The organism is Streptomyces sp. NPDC058697 (assembly GCF_042715345.1).
GTDB classification, from domain to species: domain Bacteria; phylum Actinomycetota; class Actinomycetes; order Streptomycetales; family Streptomycetaceae; genus Streptomyces; species Streptomyces liliifuscus.
Genome location: NZ_JBHXSU010000003.1, coordinates 107201 through 132484, shown reverse-complemented (window position 1 = coordinate 132484; position 25284 = coordinate 107201). Strand labels below are relative to the sequence as shown.

General features: G+C 70.4%; 19 protein-coding genes, 1 pseudogene and 1 riboswitch. Of the genes and pseudogenes, 9 read left to right on the top strand and 11 right to left on the bottom strand.

What is annotated here, in order from left to right; all coding sequences use genetic code 11:
* Nucleotides 1-40: 40 nt before the first annotated feature.
* Entirely contained in the window at nt 41-2881 is a 2841-nt protein-coding gene (locus ACFWXQ_RS08500; protein WP_383950372.1) for a GNAT family N-acetyltransferase, read from the bottom strand.
* A gap of 267 nt (nt 2882-3148) precedes the next feature.
* On the opposite strand from ACFWXQ_RS08500, the gene ACFWXQ_RS08495 reads away from it, so the two are divergent.
* Complete coding sequence (locus ACFWXQ_RS08495) at nt 3149-3430, top strand: HPr family phosphocarrier protein (RefSeq protein ID WP_003981826.1); 282 nt, start codon at nt 3149-3151, stop codon at nt 3428-3430.
* Nucleotides 3431-3767: 337 nt separating this feature from the next.
* Here ACFWXQ_RS08495 and ACFWXQ_RS08490 read toward each other — a convergent pair whose 3' ends face one another.
* The 4 genes from ACFWXQ_RS08490 to ACFWXQ_RS08475 all read right to left on the bottom strand — a co-directional run bounded on the left by ACFWXQ_RS08490 (nt 3768) and on the right by ACFWXQ_RS08475 (nt 8655).
* Entirely contained in the window at nt 3768-4463 is a 696-nt protein-coding gene (locus ACFWXQ_RS08490; protein WP_383941075.1) for a GntR family transcriptional regulator, read from the bottom strand.
* A gap of 263 nt (nt 4464-4726) precedes the next feature.
* Complete coding sequence (locus tag ACFWXQ_RS08485; protein ID WP_383941072.1) at nt 4727-5500, bottom strand: M23 family metallopeptidase; 774 nt, start codon at nt 5498-5500, stop codon at nt 4727-4729.
* Between the two features lie 12 nt (nt 5501-5512).
* A riboswitch (cyclic di-AMP (ydaO/yuaA leader) is annotated at nt 5513-5673 on the bottom strand.
* A 235-nt stretch (nt 5674-5908) separates the two neighbouring features.
* On the bottom strand, nt 5909-7297 hold the full coding sequence (locus ACFWXQ_RS08480) for a M16 family metallopeptidase (RefSeq protein ID WP_383941069.1): 1389 nt from the start codon (nt 7295-7297) through the stop codon (nt 5909-5911).
* Nucleotides 7294-8655: a pitrilysin family protein gene (locus ACFWXQ_RS08475; RefSeq protein ID WP_200395460.1), complete on the bottom strand. Its 1362-nt coding sequence runs from the start codon at nt 8653-8655 to the stop codon at nt 7294-7296. Before ACFWXQ_RS08475 ends, ACFWXQ_RS08480 begins: the two co-directional genes overlap by 4 nt.
* Nucleotides 8656-9028: 373 nt before the next feature.
* Between ACFWXQ_RS08475 and ACFWXQ_RS08470 the strand changes: the two genes are divergently transcribed.
* A complete protein-coding gene (locus ACFWXQ_RS08470; RefSeq protein WP_383941064.1) occupies nt 9029-11479 on the top strand; it encodes a DNA topoisomerase (ATP-hydrolyzing) subunit A in 2451 nt (816 codons plus the stop codon).
* On the opposite strand, the gene ACFWXQ_RS08465 is transcribed toward ACFWXQ_RS08470, so the two are convergent.
* Nucleotides 11476-12678, bottom strand: coding sequence for a CobW family GTP-binding protein (locus ACFWXQ_RS08465; protein WP_383941061.1), 1203 nt, complete (start codon nt 12676-12678; stop codon nt 11476-11478). The genes ACFWXQ_RS08470 and ACFWXQ_RS08465 overlap by 4 nt on opposite strands.
* A 322-nt stretch (nt 12679-13000) precedes the next feature.
* Between ACFWXQ_RS08465 and ACFWXQ_RS08460 the strand changes: the two genes are divergently transcribed.
* Together ACFWXQ_RS08460 and ACFWXQ_RS08455 are read left to right on the top strand one after the other, a co-directional pair.
* Nucleotides 13001-13543, top strand: a complete 543-nt coding sequence (locus ACFWXQ_RS08460) for a DUF6082 family protein (protein ID WP_383941058.1) — start codon at nt 13001-13003, stop codon at nt 13541-13543.
* 209 nt (nt 13544-13752) lie between these two features.
* On the top strand, nt 13753-13989 hold the full coding sequence (locus tag ACFWXQ_RS08455; RefSeq protein ID WP_143638156.1) for a hypothetical protein: 237 nt from the start codon (nt 13753-13755) through the stop codon (nt 13987-13989).
* Between the two features lie 277 nt (nt 13990-14266).
* Here the strand turns inward: ACFWXQ_RS08455 and ACFWXQ_RS08450 are convergent, their stop codons facing one another.
* Nucleotides 14267-15433 carry a citrate synthase gene (locus ACFWXQ_RS08450; protein ID WP_383941055.1) on the bottom strand — a complete coding sequence of 389 codons (1167 nt, stop codon included), beginning with the start codon at nt 15431-15433 and terminating at the stop codon, nt 14267-14269.
* Between the two features lie 97 nt (nt 15434-15530).
* Between ACFWXQ_RS08450 and ACFWXQ_RS08445 the strand changes: the two genes are divergently transcribed.
* From ACFWXQ_RS08445 to ACFWXQ_RS08430, 4 genes are all read left to right on the top strand, one after another.
* Complete coding sequence (locus ACFWXQ_RS08445; RefSeq protein ID WP_383941051.1) at nt 15531-16790, top strand: citrate/2-methylcitrate synthase; 1260 nt, start codon at nt 15531-15533, stop codon at nt 16788-16790.
* A gap of 51 nt (nt 16791-16841) precedes the next feature.
* Nucleotides 16842-17792, top strand: a complete 951-nt coding sequence (locus ACFWXQ_RS08440; RefSeq protein WP_383941048.1) for a sucrase ferredoxin — start codon at nt 16842-16844, stop codon at nt 17790-17792.
* 72 nt (nt 17793-17864) lie between these two features.
* Nucleotides 17865-19547: an ATP-binding protein gene (locus tag ACFWXQ_RS08435; protein ID WP_383941046.1), complete on the top strand. Its 1683-nt coding sequence runs from the start codon at nt 17865-17867 to the stop codon at nt 19545-19547.
* Nucleotides 19544-20224, top strand: a complete 681-nt coding sequence (locus ACFWXQ_RS08430) for a response regulator (RefSeq protein ID WP_383941043.1) — start codon at nt 19544-19546, stop codon at nt 20222-20224. Before ACFWXQ_RS08435 ends, ACFWXQ_RS08430 begins: the two co-directional genes overlap by 4 nt.
* A 135-nt stretch (nt 20225-20359) precedes the next feature.
* Here the strand turns inward: ACFWXQ_RS08430 and ACFWXQ_RS08425 are convergent, their stop codons facing one another.
* Nucleotides 20360-21412, bottom strand: coding sequence for an ABC transporter substrate-binding protein (locus tag ACFWXQ_RS08425; RefSeq protein WP_383941041.1), 1053 nt, complete (start codon nt 21410-21412; stop codon nt 20360-20362).
* 495 nt (nt 21413-21907) lie between these two features.
* Nucleotides 21908-22138 (bottom strand): annotated as a pseudogene (locus tag ACFWXQ_RS08420) (ABC transporter ATP-binding protein); the annotation flags it as partial.
* Between the two features lie 160 nt (nt 22139-22298).
* On the opposite strand from ACFWXQ_RS08420, the gene ACFWXQ_RS08415 reads away from it, so the two are divergent.
* Nucleotides 22299-22991, top strand: a complete 693-nt coding sequence (locus ACFWXQ_RS08415) for a response regulator (RefSeq protein ID WP_383941038.1) — start codon at nt 22299-22301, stop codon at nt 22989-22991.
* A gap of 120 nt (nt 22992-23111) precedes the next feature.
* Here ACFWXQ_RS08415 and ACFWXQ_RS08410 read toward each other — a convergent pair whose 3' ends face one another.
* Both ACFWXQ_RS08410 and ACFWXQ_RS08405 read right to left on the bottom strand, forming a co-directional pair.
* Nucleotides 23112-24704 (bottom strand): cation acetate symporter, encoded by a 1593-nt coding sequence (locus ACFWXQ_RS08410; protein WP_383941035.1) that lies wholly within the window; start codon nt 24702-24704, stop codon nt 23112-23114.
* Nucleotides 24701-25189: a DUF485 domain-containing protein gene (locus ACFWXQ_RS08405; RefSeq protein WP_383941032.1), complete on the bottom strand. Its 489-nt coding sequence runs from the start codon at nt 25187-25189 to the stop codon at nt 24701-24703. Before ACFWXQ_RS08405 ends, ACFWXQ_RS08410 begins: the two co-directional genes overlap by 4 nt.
* Nucleotides 25190-25284: the final 95 nt, after the last annotated feature.

The window sequence follows — 25284 nt, the reverse complement described above, 5'->3', positions numbered from 1 at the left end:
ACGTCCATCCTACGGGGGCGCACTGACTGCGAGGCACCGCTCAGTACACAGGAAGCGTGCGTGGACCGAGGTCGTCGCGGGCCGGCGGCGGCGCGAGGCGTACGGAGGCGCCGAGCGCGCTCAGGCCGTGCGGGGCCACGACGACGGGCTCCAGGGACACGGAGACGACCTCGGGGTGGTCGTCGACAAGGCGTGACAGGCGCAGCAGCAGTTCCTCCAGGGCCACGACGTCCGCCGGCGCCGAGCCCCGCCAGCCGAAGAGGAGCGGTGCGGTCCGGATCGACCGGACCAGCGAGGCCGCGTCCCGGTCAGTGACCGGAATCAGCCGGTGCGCGGTGTCTCCGAGCAGCTCCGACGGGGCCCCGGCGAGCCCGAAGGAGAGCACCGCTCCGGCCGCCGGGTCTATGACCGCCCGTACGACCGTGTCGACTCCGCGCGGTGCCATCGCCTGGACCACCGGGCGCAGCTCCTCGGGCGTCCCGAAGAGGCTGGTCAACTCGGCGTACGCCCGGCGCAGTTGCTCCTCGTCCGCCAGATCAAGGCGTACGCCGCCGAGGTCGGCGCGGTGGCGCAGGTGGGGGGCGGTGGTCTTGAGCGCCACGGGGTAGCCGAGGCGCTCCGCGGCGGCTACGGCCTCGTCGGGGGTGGGCGCGGGGAGGGCACGGCGGACGTCGATGCCGTACCGCCCGAGCAGGGCGCAGGTGTCGTCGGGGCCGAGGGTGAGGCCGCCCATGCCGCCGTCGCCGAGCAGGCCGTCGATCTGCTCGGCGGCGCCCTTCTCGTCGATGTCCTCGTACTCGGGGACTCGGCCGGGGTCGGTGGCCTCGCGCCGCCACTGGCCGTACCTCACGGCCTCGGCGAGGGCTCGGACGGCCCGCTCGGCGGCGGGGTAGGCGGGGATGAGCCGGGAGTCGGCCTCGGCCTCGGGGACTTCCGCCACCGTCGGCGGGCGGTCCGCGGGGCGGATGGGGTGGTTGCTGCCGGCGAACGGGGGTGCTGCGGGGGCCGCCTGGGGCGCGGTGCTGGCGGCCGCGGACAGCGCTTCCGCGAGGCCGCCCAGCTCGACGTGGACCACGAGGACCGGCTTGGCGGGAGCGGCGGCGGAGGCCGAGCGCAGCGCCTCGGCCAGGGCGGCGTCGGCCGTGGAGGCCTCCCCCACCGTTGGAATCGCGGTGACCACGACGGCGTCGCAGGCGTCGTCGGCCAGCGCGTGCGTCAGCGCAACGCGGAAGTCCTCGGCCGTGGCGGCCGTGGTCAGGTCCACCGTGGGCGACGGCCGCAGCCCCTCGGCGAGGCACGCGTCGTACGTCAGCAGTCCGAGGGACTCGGAGTTCCCGAGGATCGCCACCCGCGGCCCGGCAGGCAGGGGCTGGCGCGCCAGGAGCAGGCCGGCGTCGACCAGCTCGGTGATCGTGTCCACCCGGATGACGCCGGCCTGCCGCAGCAGCGCCGACACCGTCGCGTGCGGCAGCCGGGTGGCCCGGACGGCGTGCCCCTGGGGCGCGGCCCCGCCGTGCCTAGCGCCCTGGACGACGACCAGTGGCTTCGCCGCCGCAGTGCGCCGCGCGAGGCGGGTGAACTTCCTCGGGTTCCCGATGGATTCGAGGTACATGAGGGCGACATCGGTGTCGGGGTCGTCGTACCAGTACTGAAGGACGTCGTTGCCGGACACGTCCGCGCGGTTGCCCGAGGAGACGAACGTCGACACGCCGGTCACCCCGGTGACCCCGCCGCCGCGCCGGTGCAGCCGGGACAGCAGCGCGATGCCGATGGCACCGGACTGGGCGAACAGGCCGATCCGCCCGGCGCGCGGCATCTCCGGTGCGAGCGAGGCGTTGAGCCGCACGTCCGGGGAGGTGTTGATGACTCCGAAGGCGTTCGGTCCGATGATCCGCATCCCGTACGTACGCGCCTGGCGCACGAGCTCGCGCTGGCGCTCCCTGCCTTCGGGGCCGCTTTCGGCGTACCCGGCGGAGACCACGACGAGCCCCTGCACCCCGTGTTCACCGCACTCGGCGACGACTTCGGGGACGCGCTCGGCCCGGACAGCGACGACGGCGAGGTCGACGGGCTCGGGGATGTCACGGACGGAGCCGTACGCCGGCACTCCGCCGAGCTCCTTCTCCTGAAGCGCCCCGTTCACGGCGTACAGGCGACCGGTGAAGCCCGCTTCGCGGAGGTTCTCCAGGACGCTGCGGCCCACTCCCCCGGGTGTGCGGCCCGCGCCGATGACGGCGACCGAGCCGGGCGCCAGGAGCCGGGCCACGGAGCGCCCCTCGGCCCGCTGCTCCCGCGCGCGCTGCACGGCGAGCGAACGGTCGGTGGGCTCCAGGTCGAACTCCAGGCGTACGACGCCGTCCTCGAAGTGGCGCTTCTGCTGGTACCCGGCGTCCGTGAACACCTTGATCATCTTGTTGTTGGCGGGCAGCACCTCGGCGGCGAAGCGGCGGATGTCGCGCTCACGGGCGACGGCCGCGATGTGCTCCAGCAGGGCCGACGCCACGCCGCGGCCCTGGTGGGCGTCCTGCACGAGGAAGGCGACCTCCGCCTCGTCCGCGGGTGCGGAGGCGGGGAGGCCGTCGGCGTTGATGCGGTCGTAGCGTACGGTGGCGATGAACTCGCCGCCGACCGTGGCCGCGAGTCCCACCCGGTCCACAAAGTCGTGGTGCGTGAAGCGGTGGACGTCCTTGGCGGACAGGCGCGGATACGGCGCGAAGAAGCGGTAGTACTTCGACTCGTCGGACACCTGCTCGTAGAAGCTGACCAGGCGGTCGGCGTCGTCGGCCGTGATGGGCCGGATGCGCGCGGTGCCGCCGTCGCGCAGCACGACGTCGGCCTCCCAGTGAGCGGGGTACTCGTGCCGGTCCGGCGAGGTCTGCATGGGGCCCAGAGTACGGCTCGGGTCCGACAACGGCCGGTCGTCGTCCCGGGGGTTCATGTCCCGGGTTCGGTCGCGGGCTCAGGTCCCCGGGTTCGCCTCCAAGGGGTTCACGTCCCGGCGACGGCGGGCTCGCGTCCGGCAGGGGCGCGAGGCAGTCTTGGGGGACCGAAGCCGCCCCGGGCCCGGAATCCGCGGCCGCCCGGGGCACGCTTCACGATATGGAACAATGGTCTAGACAACCGTGAGACACCTGAAGGGCAGCATCACATGGCTGAGCGCCGCGTCAACGTCGGCTGGGCCGAGGGCCTTCACGCCCGTCCCGCCTCCATCTTCGTCCGGGCCGCCACGGCCTCCGGCGTCCCCGTGACGATCGCCAAGGCCGACGGCAACCCCGTCAACGCCGCCTCGATGCTCGCGGTTCTCGGCCTGGGCGCCCAGGGTGGCGAGGAGATCGTCCTGGCCTCCGACGCCGAGGGCGCGGACGCCGCGCTCGACCGCCTGGCGAAGCTGGTCGCCGAGGGCCTTGAGGAGCTCCCCGAGACCGTCTGATCCCGCGAACCACGTACGGCGGAGCCGCGTCCACCCATACAGGGTGACGCGGCTCCGCCGTTTCCGTCCGCGCGTGCGTCGCGCGGCGCGGTGTGTGTACGTGACACCGCCGTTTTCGCGCGACCGCGCCGCCGTTTTGTCCGTACGTCACGTCGGTGCGCGGCTTTCCGGCGCATCATCGGGCATCTTCCGGGCTTTTTCATGCCCGCGCGCCGAGTTCCGCACACCGGGTTCCGCGCATGCGGAAATCACGTGCGCGGAAATTCCGGGCACGTGGAAAATAGGGGCAGCAGAAATAGACCCCTGCGAATAACCCTCTTTGTATACGGCGCCACTGTTAATACCGCAGGCCCGCCGTGTTTACGGGATGTTGCGAAGTCCTCACACGCTCCGCGCGGTCACCGCCGCCGGGAAAGCGCAGCCGGTGCGCGGCCATCGCCCGCTCGGTGTGCAGTGCCGTGATCGCCCTGGCCCGGTCGTTGTCGCCGCGCGCGACGGCGTCCACGATGGCGCCGTGCTCGGCCCAGGACTCGGCGGGGTGGGCGGGCGCCTCGACCGAATACATCCAGGCGATCTTGTGCCGCAACTGGGCGAGCGTGGAGGTGAGCGCGGGGCTTCCGGAGGCCTGTGCGAGCGTCTCGTGGAACCAGCCCCCGAGCGAGCGCAGATCCTCGCTGTTGCCCCTCCTGGCCCGCTCCTGGCCCAGCCTGACCAGGCCGCGCAGCACCTTGAGATGCGCCTCGGTGCGGCGCTGGGCGGCGCGCGCGGCACCCAGCGGCTCCAGCAGCGTGCGCATCTCCAGGAGGTCGGCGGCCTCCTGCTCGGTGGGTTCCGCGACGCACGCGCCCGCGTGCCTGCGCGTGACGACGAAGCCTTCCGCCTCCAGGGTGCGCAGAGCCTCCCGCACGGGGACCCGCGAGACTCCGTACCGGCGCGCGAGCAGTTCTTCGGTGAGCCGGCCGCCGCGCTCGTAGACACCCGCGACGATGTCGTCACGGATCGCCGTGCATACCGAGTGCGCGGGAATACGCATGACCGGACCTCCGCCTTAACCCCCGCGAAACGCGGTCGATTGACGCCTGTTCGGTGACTCTATTGCAGAGAGCGGGAAATTCCGATGGCGGACCGGAATCCGTGGATATTTTTTGGACACACCTGGCTTCTGAACAGGCAGTCGTCCGGTGCAAAGTCGGCCGAGAAGTGGCCGAGAAGCCATCAGGAAGTGATCAGAACCGCGCGAAGGCCCCGGCTCGATGAGCCGGGGCCTTCAGCTGTTGCGCAGGCTGTCGCCCGCCGTCAGACGTTCACGCCGTGCTGGCGGAGGTACCCGAGGGGGTCGATGTCCGAGCCGTACTCCGCGCTCGTCCGCGCCTCGAAGTGCAGGTGCGCCCCTGTGACGTTGCCGGTCGCACCGGAGAGGCCTATCTGCTGGCCGGGGGTGACCGTCTGGCCGACCGAGACACCGAGGGACGACATGTGCCCGTACTGGGTGAAGGTGCCGTCGTTCATCTTGATGACGACCTGGTTGCCGTACGCGCCGCCCCAGCCGGCCTCCACGACGGTACCGGCGCCCACCGCGTGCACGGTGGTGCCGCTGGCGGCGTGGAAGTCGATGCCGGTGTGGCTGCCGGAGGACCAGACAGCGCCGCCGGCCTTGTAGCCGGTGGAGACGTACGAGCCGGAGATGGGCGCGGTGTACGACTTCAGCAGGCGCTCGCGCTCGGCCGCCCGGGCTGCGCGGGCCTTGACCTCGCGCTCCTTCTTGGCCTTCTCCGCGGCTTCCTTGGCACGCTCCTTGGCGGCGGCCTCAGCCTTCTCGCGGGCGGCGGTCTCGTCGGCGGCCTGCTGCTGGGCGGCGGCCTGGGCGTCGATCTGGTCGGCGACCGAGTCGCCGATGGTGATCGCCTGGGTCAGGGTCTGCTCGGCGGGGCTCTCTGCGGCGAATGCGGGAGCAGCCAGGGTGCCGACGACACCGGTGGTGGCGAGTGCGGCGACGCCGACGGTCCGGTTGGTCGTGCGCTTCATGCGGCTGGGACGACGGTGCTTCCCGGTGGCGCGGGTGAACGCCATGAAGTGGCTGGTCCTTTCCTTCCTTCTCGCCTACCGGGTTAGCTGACGGGTTCGGAGCAGGAAGGTCTCCTACGGACACCCTTCGGGAAGGGCGTCCGATTCACCCCAGGGACTGCGTATGGGTCCCCGGCTCCCCTGGCTCGCGCCGTACGGGGACTCGGCGATGACTGTCCGGTGCCGCGGGCGCGGCGCACTGCCTGACGAACAGCCGGACCGACGCTAAGCGGGGCGTCTTTCAATCAACAAACGGATCAAGGGTTTTGTAGCGCATGCCACAGGGCAGACGGGCAGCCTCTCCACCAATACGGACAACTCACCGATCGACTGCCGAAGTCCGGGCAAAAGGAGAACCCAGGCGACTCTTCAGTCACCTGGGTTCGCCATGGAGGGGTGCTGTTCTACTCCGCTCTACTCCGCCGTCACGACGCTGACTTCGCCGATTCCGAGGGCGCGGACCGGCTCCTCGATCTGCGCGGCGTCACCGACGAGGACGGTCACCAGACGGTCCACCGGGAAGGCGCTCACCGCGGCCGCGGTGGCCTCCACGGTGCCGGTCGCGGCGAGCTGCTGGTACAGCGTCGCCTGGAAGTCGTCCGGCAGGTACTGCTCGACCTGGTCGGCGAGGGTGCCCGCGACGGCGGCCGCCGTCTCGTACTTCAGGGGCGCCACACCCACGAGGTTCTGCACGGCGATGTCGCGCTCGGCGTCGGTGAGGCCCTCGGCCGCGAGGGTGCGCAGCACCTTCCAGAGGTCGTCGAGCGCCGGGCCGGTGTTCGGGGTGTCCACGGAGCCGCTGATGGCGAGCATCGCGGCGCCCGTCCCGTCCGGCGCGGAGCGCAGCACCTGGCCGAACGCCCGCACACCGTAGGTGTATCCCTTTTCCTCGCGCAGGACACGGTCCAGACGCGAGGTGAGGGTGCCGCCGAGGCAGTACGTGCCGAGCACCTGGGCGGGCCACACACGGTCGTGCCGGTCGGCGCCGACGCGGCCGATGAGCAGCTGCGTCTGGACGGCTCCGGGACGGTCGACGATGATCACGCGGCCGGTGTCGTCGGCGGTCACCGGCGGAATGGGGCGGGGCTCGGCCTGCGATCCCGTCCAGGCGCCGAGCGTGTCCCCGAGCAGCGCGTCGAGGTCGACGCCGGTGAGGTCGCCGACCACCACGGCGGTCGCGGTGGCGGGGCGTACGTGCTTCTCGTAGAAGGCGCGGACGCCCGCCGAGTCGATCGCGGTGACCGTCTCCTCGGTGCCCTGGCGCGGACGCGACATGCGCGAGGTCGCCGGGAAGAGCTGCCGGGAGAGCTCCTTGGCGGCGCGGCGGGCCGGGTTGGCGGTCTCGTGCGGGATCTCGTCGAGCCGGTTGCGCACCAGCCGCTCGATCTCGCTGTCCTCGAAGGCGGGTGCCCTGAGGGCGTCGGCGAGCAGACCGAGCGCCTTGGGGAGCCGGGAGACGGGGACTTCGAGGCTGATCCGTACGCCGGGGTGGTCGGCGTGCGCGTCGAGGGTGGCGCCGCAGCGCTCCAGCTCGGCGGCGAACTCCTCGGCGGAGTGCTTGTCGGTGCCCTCGGTGAAGGCACGCGCCATGATCGTGGCGATGCCGTCCAGGCCCTTCGGCTCGGCCTCCAGCGGGGCCGCCAGGAGGATCTCGACGGCGACGACCTGCTGGCCGGGGCGGTGGCAGCGCAGCAGGGTCAGGCCGTTGTCGAGCGCGCCGCGCTCGGGGGCCGGGAAGGCCCAGGGCCTGGCCTCGCCGGCCTGGGGCTGCGGGTGGAATTCCATCGTGGCGAGCTCGGTCACTTGGCCGCCTCCTCGTCGGTGTCGTCAGCGGCGTCGGTCTCTTGGGCCTCTTCGGCGACGGTCGGCTCGTAGACCAGCACCGCGCGGTTGTCGGGGCGCAGGCGGGCCTTGGCGACCTCCTGGACCTCCTCGGCCGTGACGTCGAGGACGCGCTGGACGGCCGTCAGGGCGAGCTGCGGGTCGCCGAACAGCACCGCGTACCGGCACAGTTCGTCGGCGCGGCCCGCGACCGTGCCGAGGCGGTCCAGCCACTCGCGCTCCAACTGGGCCTGGGCGCGCTCCATTTCCTCGGCGGTGGGACCCTCCTCGGCGAACCGGGCGAGCTCCTCGTCGACGGCGGTCTCGATCACCGGCACCTCGACGTCGCCGGACGTCTTCACGTCGAGCCACCCCAGGGAGGGTGCTCCCGCGAGGCGCAGCAGGCCGAACCCGGCCGCGACGGCGGTGCGGTCGCGGCGTACGAGCCGGTTGTAGAGCCGGGACGACTCGCCGCCGCCGAGCACGGTCAGGGCCAGGTCCGCCGCGTCGCACGCGCGCGTGCCGTCCTCCGGCAGCCGGTAGGCGGCCATCAGCGCGCGGGCCGGGACCTCCTCCTCGACGACCTCGCGCAGCTGCTCGCCGATGGTCTCGGGAAGCGCGCCGTCGCGCGGGGCGGGCTTGCCGTCGTGGCCCGCGATCGAGCCGAAGTACTTCTCGACCCAGGCGAGCGTCTGCTCCGGGTCGATGTCTCCGACGATCGAGAGAACGGCGTTGTTGGGCGCGTAGTAGGTGCGGAAGAACGCGCGCGCGTCCTCCAGGGTGGCCGCGTCCAGGTCCGCCATCGACCCGATGGGGGTGTGGTGGTAAGGGTGGCCCTCCGGGTAGGCGAGGGCGGTCAGCTTCTCGAAAGCGGTGCCATAGGGGACGTTGTCGTAACGCTGGCGGCGCTCGTTCTTGACGACGTCCCGCTGGTTCTCCATGGACTCGTCGTCGAGCGCCGCGAGCAGCGAGCCCATGCGGTCGGCCTCCAGCCAGAGGGCGAGCTCCAGCTGGTGGGTGGGCATGGTCTCGAAGTAGTTGGTGCGCTCGAAACTGGTCGTGCCGTTGAGCGAACCGCCCGCGCCCTGCACCAGTTCGAAGTGACCGTTGCCCTTCACCTGGCCCGAGCCCTGGAACATCAGGTGCTCGAAGAGGTGGGCAAGTCCGGTGCGGCCCTTGACCTCGTGCCGCGAACCGACGTCGTACCAGAGGCACACCGCCGCGACCGGGGTCAGGTGGTCCTCGGAGAGCACCACACGCAGGCCGTTGGCCAGGCGGTGCTCGGTCGCTGTCAGGCCGCCGGAACCGGCCTCAGCTGTGGCCGTGTGACCCATGGGCATGTACGTCCCTTCGATCGCGGAAAACTGCTGAATTCCTGCTAGTCATGCCACTGTATGCAAGCGCGCGGACAGCTGGCGAAGTTCCCGCGGCGCGTACGCCGAGAGCGAGCAGGCGGGCGGCGTCGGCAGGCCGTACGCTCGTGCGCCCGCACGGCCTCCGAAGCCCTGTGCGGGCACGCGGATTCGCCGCTTCCGAAGCCTGTGGAAAAGGCCGAGAAGGCGGCCCGCGACGCCTGTTGGAGCGGCCGGACACCCGGCTCGGGAGGCCCGTACGGACGGGTCGTGGTCCACGTTGTCAGTGGGCCGGTCCACAATGGAGCCCGTCAGAACCCGTTCATGCCCCGGCAGAGACTGTGAAGGAGTCGCAGCAGCGATGGCCCGCCGCAGCACGAAGACCCCGCCGCCAGACGACTTCGAGGAGCGCATCCTCGACATCGACGTCGTCGACGAGATGCAGGGCTCCTTCCTCGAGTACGCGTACTCGGTCATCTACTCCCGAGCCCTGCCGGACGCCCGCGACGGCCTCAAGCCGGTGCATCGCCGCATCGTCTACCAGATGAACGAGATGGGCCTGCGTCCCGACCGCGGCTATGTGAAGTGCGCCCGCGTCGTCGGCGAGGTCATGGGTAAGCTCCACCCCCACGGCGACGCGTCGATCTACGACGCCCTGGTCCGCCTGGCCCAGCCCTTCTCCATGCGGTTGCCCCTGGTCGACGGGCACGGCAACTTCGGTTCGCTGGGCAACGACGACCCGCCGGCCGCCATGCGGTACACCGAGGCGCGGATGGCCGACGCGACGTCCCTGATGACGGAGTCGATCGAGGAGAACACGGTCGACTTCTCCCCGAACTACGACGGCCAGGAGCAGGAGCCGTCGGTCCTCCCGGCCGCCTACCCGAACCTCCTGGTCAACGGCTCGTCGGGCATCGCGGTCGGCATGGCGACGAACATGGCGCCGCACAACCTCGGCGAGGTCATCGCCGCCGCCCGTCACCTGATCCGCCACCCCGGCGCCGATCTCGAGACGCTCATGAAGCACGTCCCGGGGCCCGACCTGCCCACGGGCGGCCGCATCGTCGGCCTCACCGGCATCAGGGACGCGTACGAGACGGGCCGCGGCACCTTCAAGATCCGCGCGACAGTGTCCGTGGAGAACGTGACGGCGCGCCGCAAGGGCATCGTCGTCACCGAGCTGCCGTTCACCGTCGGCCCGGAGAAGGTGATCGCCAAGATCAAGGACCTGGTCGGCTCGAAGAAGCTGCAGGGCATCGCGGACGTCAAGGACCTCACCGACCGTGCGCACGGCCTGCGCCTGGTCATCGAGGTCAAGAACGGCTTCGTCCCGGAGGCCGTCCTGGAGCAGCTCTACAAACTGACGCCGATGGAGGAGTCCTTCGGCATCAACAACGTGGCGCTGGTGGACGGCCAGCCGCTCACGCTGGGCCTCAAGGAACTCCTGGAGGTGTACCTCGACCACCGCTTCGAGGTCGTGCGCCGCCGCAGCGAGTTCCGCCGCACCAAGAAGCGCGACCGGCTGCACCTGGTCGAGGGCCTGCTGGTGGCCCTGATCGACATCGACGAGGTCATCCGCCTCATCCGCTCCAGCGAGAACTCCGCACAGGCCAAGCAGCGCCTGATCGAGCGCTTCTCGCTGAGCGACGTCCAGACGCAGTACATCCTGGACACGCCGCTGCGCCGGCTCACCAAGTTCGACCGCATCGAGCTGGAGACCGAGCGCGACCGGCTCAACGGCGAGATCGACGAGCTGACCGGCATCCTGGAGTCGGACTCCGAGCTGCGCAAGCTGGTCTCGTCCGAACTGGCCGCGGTGGCCAAGAAGTTCGGCACCGAGCGGCGTACGGTCCTGCTGGAGTCCGCCGGTTCCGCCGCCGCGACCGTGCCGCTCCAGGTGGCCGACGACCCGTGCCGCGTGCTCCTGTCGTCGACGAAGCTCCTCGCGCGTACGGCCAACGGTGACCCCTTCGGGGAGAGCGAGGGCAAGCGCGCCAAGCACGACCTGATCCTTTCCGCCGTCCCGGCGACCGCCCAGGGTGAGATCGGCGCGGTCACGTCCGCCGGCCGGCTGCTGCGGATCAACGTCATCGACCTGCCGCAGCTGCCCGACACCACGGCGGCGCCCAACCTCTCGGGGGGCGCGCCGGTCTCGGAGTTCCTGACCCTGGAGGGCGACGAGGACATCGTCTGTCTGACAACGCTCGACGAGTCGTCCCCGGGGCTCGCCATCGGCACACAGCAGGGTGTCGTCAAGCGCGTGGTGCCCGACTATCCCTCCAACAAGGAGGAGCTGGAGGTCATCACGCTCAAGGACGGTGACCGGATCGTCGGCGCGGCCGAGCTGCGCACGGGCGAGGAGGACCTGGTCTTCATCACCGACGACGCCCAGTTGCTGCGCTACCAGGCCTCCCAGGTCCGCCCGCAGGGCCGGCCCGCGGGCGGTATGACGGGCATCAAGCTCACGGACAACACCAAGGTGATCTCGTTCACGGCGGTTGACCCGGCCGTGGACGCGGTGGTGTTCACGGTGGCGGGCTCGCGCGGCACGCTGGACGACTCGGTCCAGACGACGGCCAAGCTGACGCCCTTCGACCAGTACCCGCGCAAGGGCCGTGCCACGGGTGGCGTGCGCTGCCAGCGGTTCCTGAAGGGCGAGGACTGCCTGAGCCTCGCGTGGGCAGGTCCCGCGCCGGCCCGGGCCGCGCAGAAGGACGGGACGCCCGCGGAACTGCCCGAGATGGACCCGCGACGGGACGGCTCTGGCGTCTCACTGGCGAAGACGGTTTCGGTGGTGGCGGGCCCGGTCTAGACGTCGTAGGCACCGGGCAGGCCGGCGCCCCGAGCCCGACCGCCCGGGTCCTGCGCCGCTTCAGCCTCCTGCTCCCCCTCCCGCTCCCGCTCCCGCTCCTGTACGTAGCGGAGGACGCCCCACATGCTGTGCTCGTCGGCGTGTGGGGCGTCCTCTTTGCACGCCTCCAGCTCCTTGCCGAGCGCGAGGGCGTCGATGCCGGAGCCGATGAGGACGAGCTGACTGAGCCGATCGCCCGGGGCCCACGGCTCCGGGTAGAACCGCAGGAAACGGCCGACGGCGTGCACGGCGTACCGGTTACGGGGGTCGGCGGCACCGAAGTCGACGTACCCCTTGATGCGGTAGAGCCCTTCGGGCCTGCTGTCGAGGAAATCCATCAACCGCCGGGGGCTGAGGGGCACTTCGGAGGTGAAGGAGACGGACTCGTAGGCGGAGTGCAGATGGCTGTGATGGTCGTGAAGGTCGTGGCGGCCGGGGTGCTCGTGGGTGCCATGTGACTGGGAAAGGCCGTCGTGGTCGCCCTCCTCGTGCCGGTGCGGGTCGTCGAACCGGCTCAGGTCGTCGAAGGAGAGCTGTCCGACGCGCTCCTCCGTGGGCCTGCGGTCGAAGAGGAACTCGGGGTCGATCCGCCCGTACGAGGCGGACACGACGGCGGCGGCGCGGTCGGTGAGGGACCGGACGAGGCCCATCACACGGTCGGGATCCGTCGCGCGGTCCGCCTTGTTGACGACGACCAGATCGGCGATGGCGAGGTGCCGGTCGATCTCGGGATGCTTCTGGCGGGTCGCGTCGAACTCCGCGGCGTCGACGACCTCCACGAGCCCGCCATAGACGATGCGCGGGTTCTCGCTGGCCAGGAGCATCTTGACCAGCTCCTGGGGCTCGGCCAGCCCGCTCGCCTCGATGACGATGACGTCGATTCGGGCAGCGGGCTGAGTGAGCCGGTCCAGGAAGACGTCGAGCTCGCTGGCGTCCACGGCGCAGCACAGACAGCCGTTCCCGAGGGAGACGGTGGAGTCGCCGAGCGCCCCGGCCACGGCCATCGCATCGATCTCGATGGCACCGAAATCATTGACGATCGCCCCGATACGACTGCCTCCGCTGCGGTGCAGGAGGTGGTTGAGCAGGGTGGTCTTGCCGGAGCCCAGGAAGCCGGCGAGGACGACGACCGGGATCTGCTGGGGGCTCGCCTGACTCAACGCGCGACCTCTCTCACACCAATGCGTGCACCGGCTCACGGGCCGGCTCTCACGACGGGAAACGAATGCCGAACCAGGATACGAGCCGGTGGATAGCCCTCGGAGTGAACGATTGTTAGCGGCGCTCGCGGGGCACACGTCTGGCATGGCGCCGAGTTGCGCGACCCGCGCTTCCCTCCGTGCGCCTCCTCTCCGCCTCCCTGCCGATCAGAGCCGCTCGGCACCCTGGGAGACGGCAAGCGCGCCGCCCACCGCTCGCCGGTCCGCCCCCTGGCGACCCACACCGACGACCGGCGGACGGTCGCCTGATTCGGGGGTTGACATGGTCACACAATCTGGGAAGCAAAGGCTGAGCTCCGCGGTCACAGCGGGGCTCGCCTTTGCAGCGGGGGCACTCGCAGCGCTGGCCGCCCAGCAACGCCGGTACGAGGAACTGCGGCTGCGCGTCGCGGAAGTCGAGCGGAGTGACAGGCAGGCCATGCTGACCGAGCAGCAGCGTCTGCAGTTCTACCTGCTGAGCAGGGCGATGGAGGACCCCGATCTGGCAGCCGTCTACAGCAACGTCCAGGTGGATTCACCCACGCAGCGGCGCCAGTACCTCTTCGCCAACGCGCTCTACACCAACGCCCTGCTTGCCTACCGCGTCGGCGTCGTCAACTGGGAGGAGCTGCACGGCCACCTTCGCATGATCTGCCGCAACCCCATTTTTCGAGACTACTGGGAGGCTCACCGACCCCATCGGGCCAGCCTCGAGGACAACTCCGAGGAGGCCCGGGTCGGCCGAATGGTGGACGTCCTGATCCGCGATTTGGACGAGGCGGATACCGAAGAATGGTGGGTCGTCGGCGAACCGCCACTGGAATAAGGCCAGTTGACTCACCATGCGACCATCCGCCTCACCGTCAGCTCCGCGAGCAGCCGACATCTCCAGTAGCCAACTGCACCAGTAACGGTATGCGTGCCCTTGTATCCTGAACCCCCCTCAACGGGGTACTCTGGCCCCGCCCTCAACTCTGCCCTCAACCGTCCAGACGTGAGGCCCGGGGCCTTCACGCCTAGACACGAGGACAGGAATTGAAGATCGTGCGCCGCATCGGTGCGTCCCCACGCGAACGAGGCAGTTTGTCCGGCGACTCATGTCCGGACATTTTTGAACTCAGCGACGGGAACTTCGCAGTCATCGGGACAGAGGCCACCGCGGCGCTCGACCAAGAACTCCCCCCTGACGCAGCACGCGCGGACTATGAACGCATCGTCATCGTCAGCAGAGAGACGCTGGTCCGCGCCAAGGCAGACATCCCCGACGCGTAACGCGACCGCAGGTCTGCCGTAAGGACGATCCCGTCAACTGTTGAGGCCCATCCGGTCACCCCGTTGAGGTTCGCCTCCGGGAGACGGTGCCGTTCCAGCCCGCCACACACACCCACCACGCCCCGCGCACCACTCCGTCACGACAGGGGCCTACCGAGAAGGCCGGCGCATACCTCGCCGACCGCTCGATCCAAACTTCCCGAGGTCCGGCATCCGAACGGTGCCGGACCTCGCGCGTACGCGTCGCATGCCGTGCCCTACGTCGGATACGTGACCCTCAGACCACCGCAGGCACCGCCACCGGCGCCCCCGGCCCCACATACCGTGCCGCCGGTCGGATGATCTTCGGGTCCTCCGCCTGTTCGAGGATGTTGGCGCTCCAGCCGACGACGCGGGCCGCGGCGAAGGTGGGTGTGAACATCTCTCGTGGCAGGCCGCAGAGTTCCATGACGACGCCCGCATAGAACTCCACGTTCGTGTGGAGTTCCCGGCCGGGCTTGAGCTCCGCGAGGATCGCTTCCACGTGCCGTTCGACCTCGACCGCGAAGTCGACCAGGGGGCCGCCGAATTGCTGGGCGATGCCGCGGAGCATGCGCGAGCGGGGGTCCTCGGTGCGGTAGACGGGGTGACCGAAGCCCATGATGCGGTCGCCGGCGAGGACGCGTTCACGGATCCAGGAGTCGATGCGGTCGGGAGCCCCGATCGCGTCGAGGGTGTCCAGGGCCCGGCTCGGGGCGCCGCCGTGGAGCGGACCGGATAGGGCTCCCACCGCGCCGACGAGGCAGGCCGCCACATCGGCCCCCGTCGACGTGATCACCCGCGCCGTGAATGTTGATGCATTGAATCCATGGTCAATGGTCGAGATCAAGTACTGCTCGATCGCCCTCGCCCGGTCCGCGTCCGGTTCCGAACCCGTCAGCATGTAGAGGTAGTTGGCGGCGTAGGGCAGATCGTCGCGCGGCTCGATCGGTTCGAGGCCCTGCCCGAGCCGGTGGAGCGCCGTCAGCAACGTCGGCACGGCCGCCGACGCGGCGAGCGCGTCCGCTCGGCGCTGCTCGGCGTCAATGTCGTACACCGGCCGGAACCCCCGCGCCGCACCGAGGAGAGACAACGCGGTGCGCATCCCGGCGAGCGCCCCTGACCTCCCACTGGCCGCGGAGATCGCGGGCAGTACGGCCCGCACCTCCACCGGCAGCCACCGCAGTTCCGCCGTCCGCGCGGCAAAGGCGGAACGCTGTGCCGCGTCCGGCAGTTCACCATGTACCAGCAGGTGCCACACGTCCTCGAAGCCGCGGGTCCGTGCGAGGTCGACGGCCGAGTACTGGCGATAGTGGTAGAACCCTTCGACCCCCCTGACGTCACCCAGCACGGTGTCGGTGACAACGACGCCCGCGAGTCCTCGCGGTACGTCGACAGAAGCGGTCGCGGCCCGGTTGATCGGCACGTTTCCTCCCTGGACTTGATTCGACTGTCCATGCTTGACTCAATTCCTGTCAATATTGATTGAATCAATACTCAACTGCACAGATACGGTGATGCTCATGACGGATCAAGAACCGGCCCTCGCGTACGAAGCGCGGCGGATCAGCACCAAGCAAGCGGCCGAACTGCTCGGGGTGAAGCCCGAGACGGTCTACGCGTATGTGAGCCGCGGCCAGCTCAGCAGCCGACGCAGCACCGGCGGCCGGGGCAGCACCTTCGACACCAAGGAGGTGGAGGCGCTCGCACGTCGCAACAGGCGCGAGCCGACCGAGAGTTCACCGGCCTCCGGCCAACTTTCCGTACGTACCCGCATCACCTTGATCGACAAGGACCGGTACTACTTCCGAGGGGTCGACGCGACCGAACTGGCCGCGCGCCACTCCTACGAAGAGGTCGCCGAGTGGCTGTGGACGGGCGTCCTGCGCCCGGGTGTCACGTTCACGGCTCCGGAGGCGTCCGTCGCCGTCGCCCGCCGTGCCGTCGACGCACTGCCCGAGCACACGGGCCCGACCGACCGGCTCCGCGTCGCGGCCATCGCCGCGGCGACCGCCGACCCGCTGCGCTTCGACCTCTCCGAACAGGCCGTGCTCGGGACGGCCCGCACGCTGATCCCCACGCTCGTCGCCGCCCTGCCCCCCAAGGGACACGACCATCGGGACGGGGACTCGCTCGCGCACCGCCTGTGGGCCCGGCTCAGCGGCCGCGAGGCCGACGAGGCGTCCCTGCGCGCCCTGGACACCGCCCTCGCGCTGCTCGTCGACCACGACCTGGCCGCGTCGACGCTGGCGGTCCGGGTCGCCGCCTCGGCCCGCGCCCACGCGTACGCCGCCGTCTCTGCGGGCCTCGGCGTCCTCGAAGGCCCGTTGCATGGAGCGGCCAGCGGCCTGGCGCACCGGATGCTGCTCGACGTCCTGGACCGGGGCACGGCGGCCCCGGTGGTCGCGGACGAGCTGCGGGCCGGGCGCCGCGTCCCGGGGCTCGGCCACCGCCTCTACCCGGGCGAGGACCCACGCGCGCGCGTGCTGTTCGGCCTCCTGGAGGACATTCCCCGCGCCGCCCCCGCCCTGGCCGCGGCTCGCGACATCGTGGACACCACGGCCCGCCACGTACCCCTGCACGCCAACGTCGACCTGGCCCTCGCTGTCCTCACGGCCTCGTCCGGCATGCACGCCTCGGCGGGCGAGACGATCTTCGCGGTGGCCCGAACGGCCGGCTGGATCGCCCATGTGCTGGAGGAGTACGACGAGGCCCCGCTGCGCATGCGCCCGAGCGGACACTACGTAGGCGCACGGCCCCCTCAGCCACTTCCGGAGCAGTGACATCACCCGCCCCGGAAGTCACCCCGGTCAAGTCAGGTTAGGCTCACCTCTGTGAGTACGTGCGCGAAGGTCTCACGGGACCTGGAGGAGCCCCTCGCGGGGACCGCCGCCACCGCGAGGACGTGGCTGCTGGTCGAACAGCCCGGCCCCTGGGGCGCCAAAGCGCTGACATCGAGCCACCTGGACCCCGTACTCGGCCGGGCGCTTGAGCAGGCCGCCGAGGGCACGGGCGTACGCATCGCGCTGATCCGGCGCCCGGGCCGCCACGCCGACTGCCACACGGTCGCCGAGCGCCAGGTGTACGCGGCCCACACCACCCCGGGAAACGTATGGCTGCACAAGGCCACCACGTCTGACCCCGAGCGACTGCTCGAACTTGACTTCACCGAGCTCGGTGAGGGCCTGCCCGGGACCTTCGACACCACCCTCGACGGTGCGCCGCACGCCGGCGACCCGCTCGCGCTCGTGTGCACGAACGGCAAGCGCGATCGCTGTTGCGCCCTTCTGGGCCGCCCCCTCGCCGCCGAACTCGCCGCCTCCGGAGTGGACGGCATATGGGAGGTCACGCACCTGGGGGGCCACCGCTTCTCCCCCACCCTCCTCGTACTGCCGTTCGGATACGCCTACGGGCGGGCCGAGGCCCATGCCGTCAAGGAGATCCTCCAGGGCGTACGGGAGGGCCGTGTCGTCACCGAGGGGTGCCGTGGGAGCTCTGCCTGGGAGCGTCCAGGGCAGGCCGCCGAACTGGCCGTGCGCACTGCCGCGCACGAGGACGCCGCGGGCGCGCTGAGCGTCGTCCGTACGGAGGGTTCGGCGCCCCGCTGGGAGGTGACGGTCGCCCACAGCGACGGCCGCCAGTGGCTCGTCACGGTCGCCCAGGGCGCGGCACTGCCGCCCCGCCCCGAGAGCTGCGGCTCGGCTCTCGGCTCTCCGGCCCGGATGGACGTGATGGCGGTGCGCGAGCTGTTCCGTACGGCTGTCGCGCACCACGTGGCCCACTGATCGCACCTTCCAAACGAGATCCACGCCACACCCCCTGCGGCACCGCGCGCCCCTCCCCGTACCGTCGTAGGCATGAGCCCCACTCCCCCTCGACGACTCCGCCTGGGCATGCCGAAGCGGATGTTCTCGCAGGTGCTGCTGATGCAGGTGGCGATCGCCGCCGGAGTCGCCGTCCTCGCGACCGGTCTGTTCCTCGCTCCGCTGAGCGAACAGCTGGACGACCAGGCGATGCGCCGCGCTCTCGCGATCGCGCAGACCACGGCGGCGCAGCCGAGGCTCGCCGAGGAGCTGAAGTCCACACCGGCCTCGGCCGACGGGCCCGTACAAGCCGAGGCGGAGCGGATCCGCAAGGCCAGCGGCGCCGAGTACGTGGTCGTGATGAACGTCGACGGCACCCGCTGGTCGCACACGAACCCCTCCGAGATCGGCGGGCACGTCTCGACCGATCCGAGGTCCGCCCTGTCCGGCCGTGAGGTCATGGAGATCGACAGTGGCACCCTGGGCCGCTCGGCGCGCGGCAAGGTTCCGTTGCGCGACACCGACGGCCGGATCGTCGGCGCGGTCTCGGTCGGCATCGGGTACGACAGCGTGCGCGCCCGCCTCATCCACGCGATCCCCGGGCTCTTCGCGTACGCCGGAGGAGCCCTGGCCGTCGGTGCGCTGGCCGCCTATCTGATCTCACGACGGGTGCAACGGCAGACCCGTGACCTGGCTTTCTCGGACATCGCCGGGCTCCTGGCGGAGCGCGAGGCGATGCTGCACGGGATCAGGGAGGGTGTCGTCGCGCTGGACCGCGTGGGCAGGATCCGGCTCCTCAACGACGAGGCCCGGCGCCTGCTGGGGATCGGCGACGAGGCCGTCGGACAGCCCCTCGACAGCGCGCTCGGAGAAGGCCGTACGACCGACGTGCTGGCCGGGACCGTCACCGGAACCGATCTGCTCACCGTCCGCGGCCAGCGTGTGCTGGTCGCCAACCGCATGCCCACCGACGACGGCGGTGCCGTCGCCACCCTGCGCGACCGCACCGAACTGGAGCAGCTGGGCCGCGAACTCGACTCCACCCGCGGCCTGATCGACGCCCTGCGCGCACAGGACCACGAACACGCCAACCGCATGCACACGCTGCTCGGGCTGCTGGAACTGGAGATGTACGACGACGCCGTGGAGTTCGTCGGCGAGGTCGTCGGTGACCACAGGGCGACCGCGGAACAGGTCACGGAGAAGATCCACGACCCGTTGCTCGCCGCCCTCCTGGTGGGCAAGGCCACCGTCGCGGCGGAGCGCGGAGTCGCCCTGTGGATCTCGGACACCACGCTGTTCCCGGACAGGTTGATCGACCCGAGAGGGCTGGTCACGATCGTCGGGAACCTCGTCGACAACGCGCTCGACGCCGCCGCGGGCACGCTCCACGCGCGCGTGGAGGTCGAATTGCGCGCGGAAGGGCGTACGGCCGTCCTGAGAGTGCGGGACACAGGTCCTGGAATTCCCGCCGAGCAACGTGAGTTGATCTTCACGGACGGGTGGTCCACGAAGAAGCCCCCGGCCCACCGAAAGCGCGGGATCGGCCTCTCCCTGGTACGCAGGCTCGCCGAGCGGCAGGGTGGCAGCGCCCGGGTCTCGGAGGCGGACGGCGGGGGCGCCGAATTCACCATCGTGCTGCCGGAGGCACTGGCGGAGCCGGGACTCGCACCGGAGCCCACGCCCGGCCTCATGCTGGAGAGCGCCGCCACGACCGTCAACGAGGAGTCGCGATGATCGAGGTACTGGTCGTGGACGACGACATCCGGGTCGCCCGGGTCAACGTCGCCTACGTGGAGAAGGTCGCGGGCTTCCATGTCGCGGGCGAGGCACACTCCGCGGCGGAGGCGCTGCGGCAGCTGGAGGCACTGCCCCGGCTGGACCTGGTGCTTCTCGACCACTACCTGCCGGACGAGACGGGCCTCGCGGTCGTCCAGGAGATGCGCAGACGCGGCCATCAGGCCGACGTGATCATGGTGACCGCGGCCCGTGACGTCTCCACGGTCCAGGCGGCGATGCGACAGGGCGCGCTCCAGTACCTGGTGAAACCGTTCGCCTTCGCCGGACTGCGCGCGAAGCTGGAGGCCTACGCGGACCTGCGCCGCACCCTCGACGGCGGCGGCGAGGCCGAACAGGCCGAAGTCGACCGGATCTTCGGCGCCCTGTCCGCGGGCTCGGAACCGGGTCTGCCCAAAGGGCATTCCCCCACCACCGCGGAGGCCGTACGCCGGGCGCTGATGACCGCGGAAGGCCCTCTGTCGGCCCAGGAGATCGCCGACCGGACCGGACTCAGCCGCCAGACCGCCCAGCGCTATCTGAAGCTCCTGGAGCGCACGGGACGGGCCACGCTGACCCTCAAATACGGTGACGCGGGCCGCCCGGAGCACCGTTACGTCTGGGCGACCCGCGCCTGAGGACACGGCCGCGGTACGGGGGAAGCGACCGCACCCGCCTGCGTACGGCTGTCAGGGGAGTTCAGCCGTGCACAGGGGCTCAGCCCGCGGTCGGGGGAGACCGCTGGTCGGGGGGCAGTTCACGCTGGTCGGGGGTCAGTCCTCGACCTTGTCCACGAACTCCGTGGTGTACGTCCTGCTGAGGTCCACGTCGGCCTTCTTGATGTCGGGGTTGAACGCCTTGAGGACCTTCTCGATGGTCTTGGGACCGTCCTCGGGCATCACACCGTCCTGCGTGAACATCGGCATGGTGCTCTGGATCGCGCTGGCGTAGAGCGTCCCGTTGCCCTGCGAGTAGTCGTCCGGCATCTCGTCGGCGATGTCACTGGCGCTGTGCCCGGCCATCCACCTGAGGGTCTTCACGAAGGCGTTGGCCAGCTTCTGGACCGTCTCCTTGTTGTCGTTCACCCAGTCCGTCTGCATGTAGAGGCTGGACGACGGGTACGCGCCGCCGAGCGCCTCGTCGGAACCCGCCGGGGTGCGCATGTCGAGGAGCACCTTGCCGCTGTTCTCCGCCAGGATCGTGGCGACGGTCGGGTCGGTCGTCATACCGCCGTCGATGGACCCCTTCTTGAGCGCGGAGATGAAGCTCTGTCCCGCGCCGACCGGGACGGTCTTGAACTCGTTGACGGACACACCGTTCTTGACGGCGAGGTACTTGGTGAGGAAGTCGGTCGAGGAGCCGATGCCGGTCACGCCGAGCCTCTTGCCCTTGAAGTCCGCCGGTGAACTGATCTCGGTCGCCGCCTTGTCGGAGACGATCTGCACCTCACCGGGCGCGCGCGAGAACTGCACCACCGACTGGACGTCCTCGCCCTTGACCTGCAGATCGAGGGTGTGGTCGTAGAAGCCGACGGCTCCTTGCACCTCCCCGGACACGAGTGCGGTCTCGGCCTCCACACCGGCGTGCTCGCTCAGCAGCTCCACGTCGAGGCCCTCGTCCTCGAAGTAGCCGAGCCGCTGGGTGAGCATCGCAGGCAGGTAGATGACCTTGTCCAGGCCGCCGACCATGATCTTGACGTTCTCCCCCTTGCCGCCCGCCGCGTCGGCGGCGGCCGATCCGGTCACGTCATTGGCGCAGGCGGTGAGCGAGGAAAGGACAAGCAGGCCGGCGGCTGCCAGCGACCCGTGTCTGAGGGTCTTGGGCATGTTCGTTCACGTCCTTGTGAAGAAGGCGGTGCGGGGAACACGAGTGCCCTGGAGAGACCGGTGACGGGGAACCGGCCGCTCCGCCAAGAGACCGGCCCCGAAGGAAAACCGGTGTCCTGGAGAGGGCTGTCTGCGAAATGCGCCTCCTGGGGAGACGCTCGACAAAAACGGGGACCTAGGAGGGGCATTTTGGGCCTGCGCGTGCCCTGAGAAGGGAGTTCGGCTCTCGGTCTACAACGGCGTCCACCGGGAGAAACGGCGCTCTGCGAACGTGGGCAGCCCCTCCTGGAGCGTCACCCGGCAGGCGCTCGCCCTGAGGGAACGTCGTGCGTCGGCTGCCAGGGACAGCAGGCGAGGGACGGCGACAACGGCCCTGCTTCCGCGGACGGCCAGCGCGCGGAAGACCGTACGGGCCGAATTGGCGGCCGGGGCGATGGACACCTCAAGGGTGCGGGCGCCGAGGACGACCGAATCGCGCGTGCCCTCCCGCAGGTCGAGCGGTTCGTCCGGCACCACGGCTTCGCACTCCATAAGTTCTTCGAGACCGCTGACGAGGGTCGATGTGGTCGACCTGCCTCGGCCTGTGGGGGCCACGACGGCCGTGAACCCGCAGCCTGCCACGGTCGGATCGAGTCCGATGGCGGCCGTGTGCAGTTCCCCCGACGGGGTTGTGAAGACCTTGCGCACGCCTCGCAGTGCGATGGCGGGGCCGGTGTCTGCGCTCATGCCCCGCGACCGTAGCCGTGGCCCGCACCACGGCAGCAGTCTTGTGTGCGCAAGGCGTTCTTCTGATTACAGAAGGGTGTTGTGCTCTTTCTGCTCACTCCACAACACTGGGGCCGACAGCACGGGCTCACCGCTCGCCCGGCTCGGGGGGAGAGGCCCGATGATTGACGTCCTGGTCGTGGACGACGACTTCCGTGTCGCCGAAATCAACGCCAAGTTCGTGGGGAAGGTTCCCGGCTTCCGGGTGGCCGCCCGTGCGCACAGCGCCGCCCAGGCCCTGGACGCGGCGGGCCGGGAGCCCGTCGACCTGATCCTGCTCGACCACTATCTGCCCGACCGGACAGGCCTCGAACTCGTCCAGCAGATGCGGGAACTGGGCATGGGCGCGGACGTCATCATGATCACCGCGGCCGGCGATGTGGAGACCGTACGGGCCGCGATGCGTCTGGGCGCTCTGCACTATCTGGTCAAGCCGTTCACGTTCGCAGCGCTGCGAACGCGGCTCGAGTCGTACGCCGCGCTGCGCCGCACCGTCGACAGAGTCAGCGACCAGGGCATGGCGGGCCAGGAACAGGTCGACCGCATGTTCGGCGCTCTGCGCACGGCGCCCGCCCCGTCCTCGCCGGGTCTGCCCACCGGTCACTCGGAGCCGACCACGGACCTGATCTGCACCGTCCTCCATCAGGCCGACCACCCCCTCTCGGCCCACGAGGTCGCCGCCGAAACGGGCCTCAGCCGCTCCACTGCCCAGCGCTACCTCCGCCACTTGGAACAGGCGGGCCGTCTCCGGCTCTCACTCAAGTACGGGGACACCGGGCGTCCGGAACACCGCTATGCGTGGGTCGCGCCTTGAGCCGGCGAACCCATAACCCTGCCCGTAGCCCTGCCGGACCGCCACACAGGCCTCACTAGCCTCACAGGCCTCGCGTGAGGGAGTCCCGCCGGATCTGCCCTCGCCCCGCCCGCCCGCCGGTCAGACCGCTCCCGCCCCCGTGAGCGCCCGTACCTCGGTCTCGGCGTGCTTGGCCTCGTCCGGCGGCTCGGCCGAGGTGACCGTGCCGAGCCAGCCCGCCAGGAAGCCGAGCGGGATCGACACCAGGCCGGGGTTCTCCAGCGGGAAGTACTGGAGGTCGACTCCCGGGAACAGCGACGCGGGGCTGCCCGTGACCACCGGAGACAGCACAACGAGCACCAAGGCCGGCACCAGGCCCCCGTAGACGGACCACACCGCGCCGCGCGTCGTGAAGTTCCGCCAGAACAGCGAGTACAGCAGCACCGGGAGGTTCGCCGACGCGGCGACGGCGAAGGCGAGCCCCACCAGGAAGGCCACGTTGAGGTCGCGCGCGAGCAGACCCAGCGCGATGGCGACGACGCCGATACCGACCGCGGCGGTCCGCGCCACGGCCACCTCGCTGCGCGGCTTCGCATGCCGACGTCGCAGCGACGCGTACAGGTCGTGGGCCACGGACGCCGAGGAGGCGAGCGTGATTCCGGCGACCACCGCGAGGATCGTGGCGAAGGCGATCGCCGCGACGATCGCGAACAGAACCGTTCCTCCGGTGGAGCCGGCGCCGCCGCCCAGATCGAGCGCCAGCAGCGGTACCGCGGTGTTCCCGGCCGCGTTCGACCCGCGTACGGCATCGGGGCCGACGATCGCCGCCGCCCCGAACCCCAGCACGATCGTCATCAGGTAGAACCCGCCGATCAGACCGATCGCCCAGACGACCGAGCGCCGCGCGGCTCGCGCGGTCGGCACGGTGTAGAAGCGCGACAGGATGTGCGGCAGCCCCGCCGTGCCCAGCACGAGGGCGAGTCCCAGGCTGATGAAGTCCAGGCGCGCGGTCCAGTCCCCGCCGTACCTCAGCCCCGGCGCGAGGAACGACTTCCCGTGCCCACTCCGGTCCGCCGCCGTACGCAGCAACTGGTCGAAGTCCCCGTGGAACCGCACCAGGACGAGCACGGTCAGCGCGATCGCCCCGCCCATCAGCAGGACCGCCTTGACGATCTGGATCCACGTGGTGGCCCGCATCCCACCCATCGACACATAGATGACCATCAGCGCCCCGACGCCGATCACCGTCCAGGCCTGCGCCGCCTCGCTCGTACCGCCCAGGAGCAGCGCGACCAGGCTGCCCGCACCCACCATCTGCGCCACCAGGTACAGAACGGACACGGTCACCGAGGAGGTGCCCGCCGCGATCCGCACCGGTCGCTCGCTCATGCGGGCCGCGACGACGTCCGCGAGCGTGAACCGCCCGCAGTTGCGCACCAGTTCGGCGACGAGGAACAGCACGACGAGCCAGGCGACGAGAAAGCCCACCGAGTACAGCAGCCCGTCATAGCCGAAGAGCGCGATCAGCCCCGAGATACCCAGGAAGGACGCTGCGGACATGTAGTCGCCCGCGATGGCAAAACCATTCTCCATCGGCGAGAAGAGCCGTCCGCCCGCGTAGAACTCCTCCGCCGAACCATGCCGGTGTCGGCTCACCCAGGTCGTGATCCCGAGGGTGATCGCGACGAACACGCTGAACAGCAGCAGCGCCAGCGTCTGATGGTTCCCGGTCACCGCTCACCACCCGTGACGCTTCGCGTCAGTTCCTGTGTGTCCCAGCGCAGATCGAGCGCCGCCCGGTCTCTGCGCAGCCGGGCGTGCCGTGCGTATGCCCAGGTGAACAGGAACGTCGTGAGGAACTGCCCCAGCCCCGCGAGCATCGCCACGTTCACCGCGCCGGCGACGGGCTTCGCCATGAGATCCGGAGCCGTCGTCGCCGTCACCACATAGGCCACGTACCAGGTGAAGAAGACGGCGACGGCGGGGACCACGAACCTCCGGTACCGGCTGCGCACCTCCTGGAAGGCCGCGCTGCGCTGCACCTCCAGATAGACGTCGGCCGCACGGGCGCTCCGGTCCTCCTGCTCCCCTCGCGCGGGCGGCACGGCGGGAGCGGGCGCACCCGTACTGTCCAACTCGCCCCAGCCTGAGGCGAGCGCGTCGTACCAGGGGTCGTCGAACCGGACCTTTCCGGAGTCGGGACCGTCGTACTTCTCCACCGAACTCTCCTTGTCCGCTGCCCGTTTCGGCCGCGTGCCCAAGGATGGACAGATCGGGAAGATCCCAGACTCTTCTCTCCGCGCTCTTCACCCCA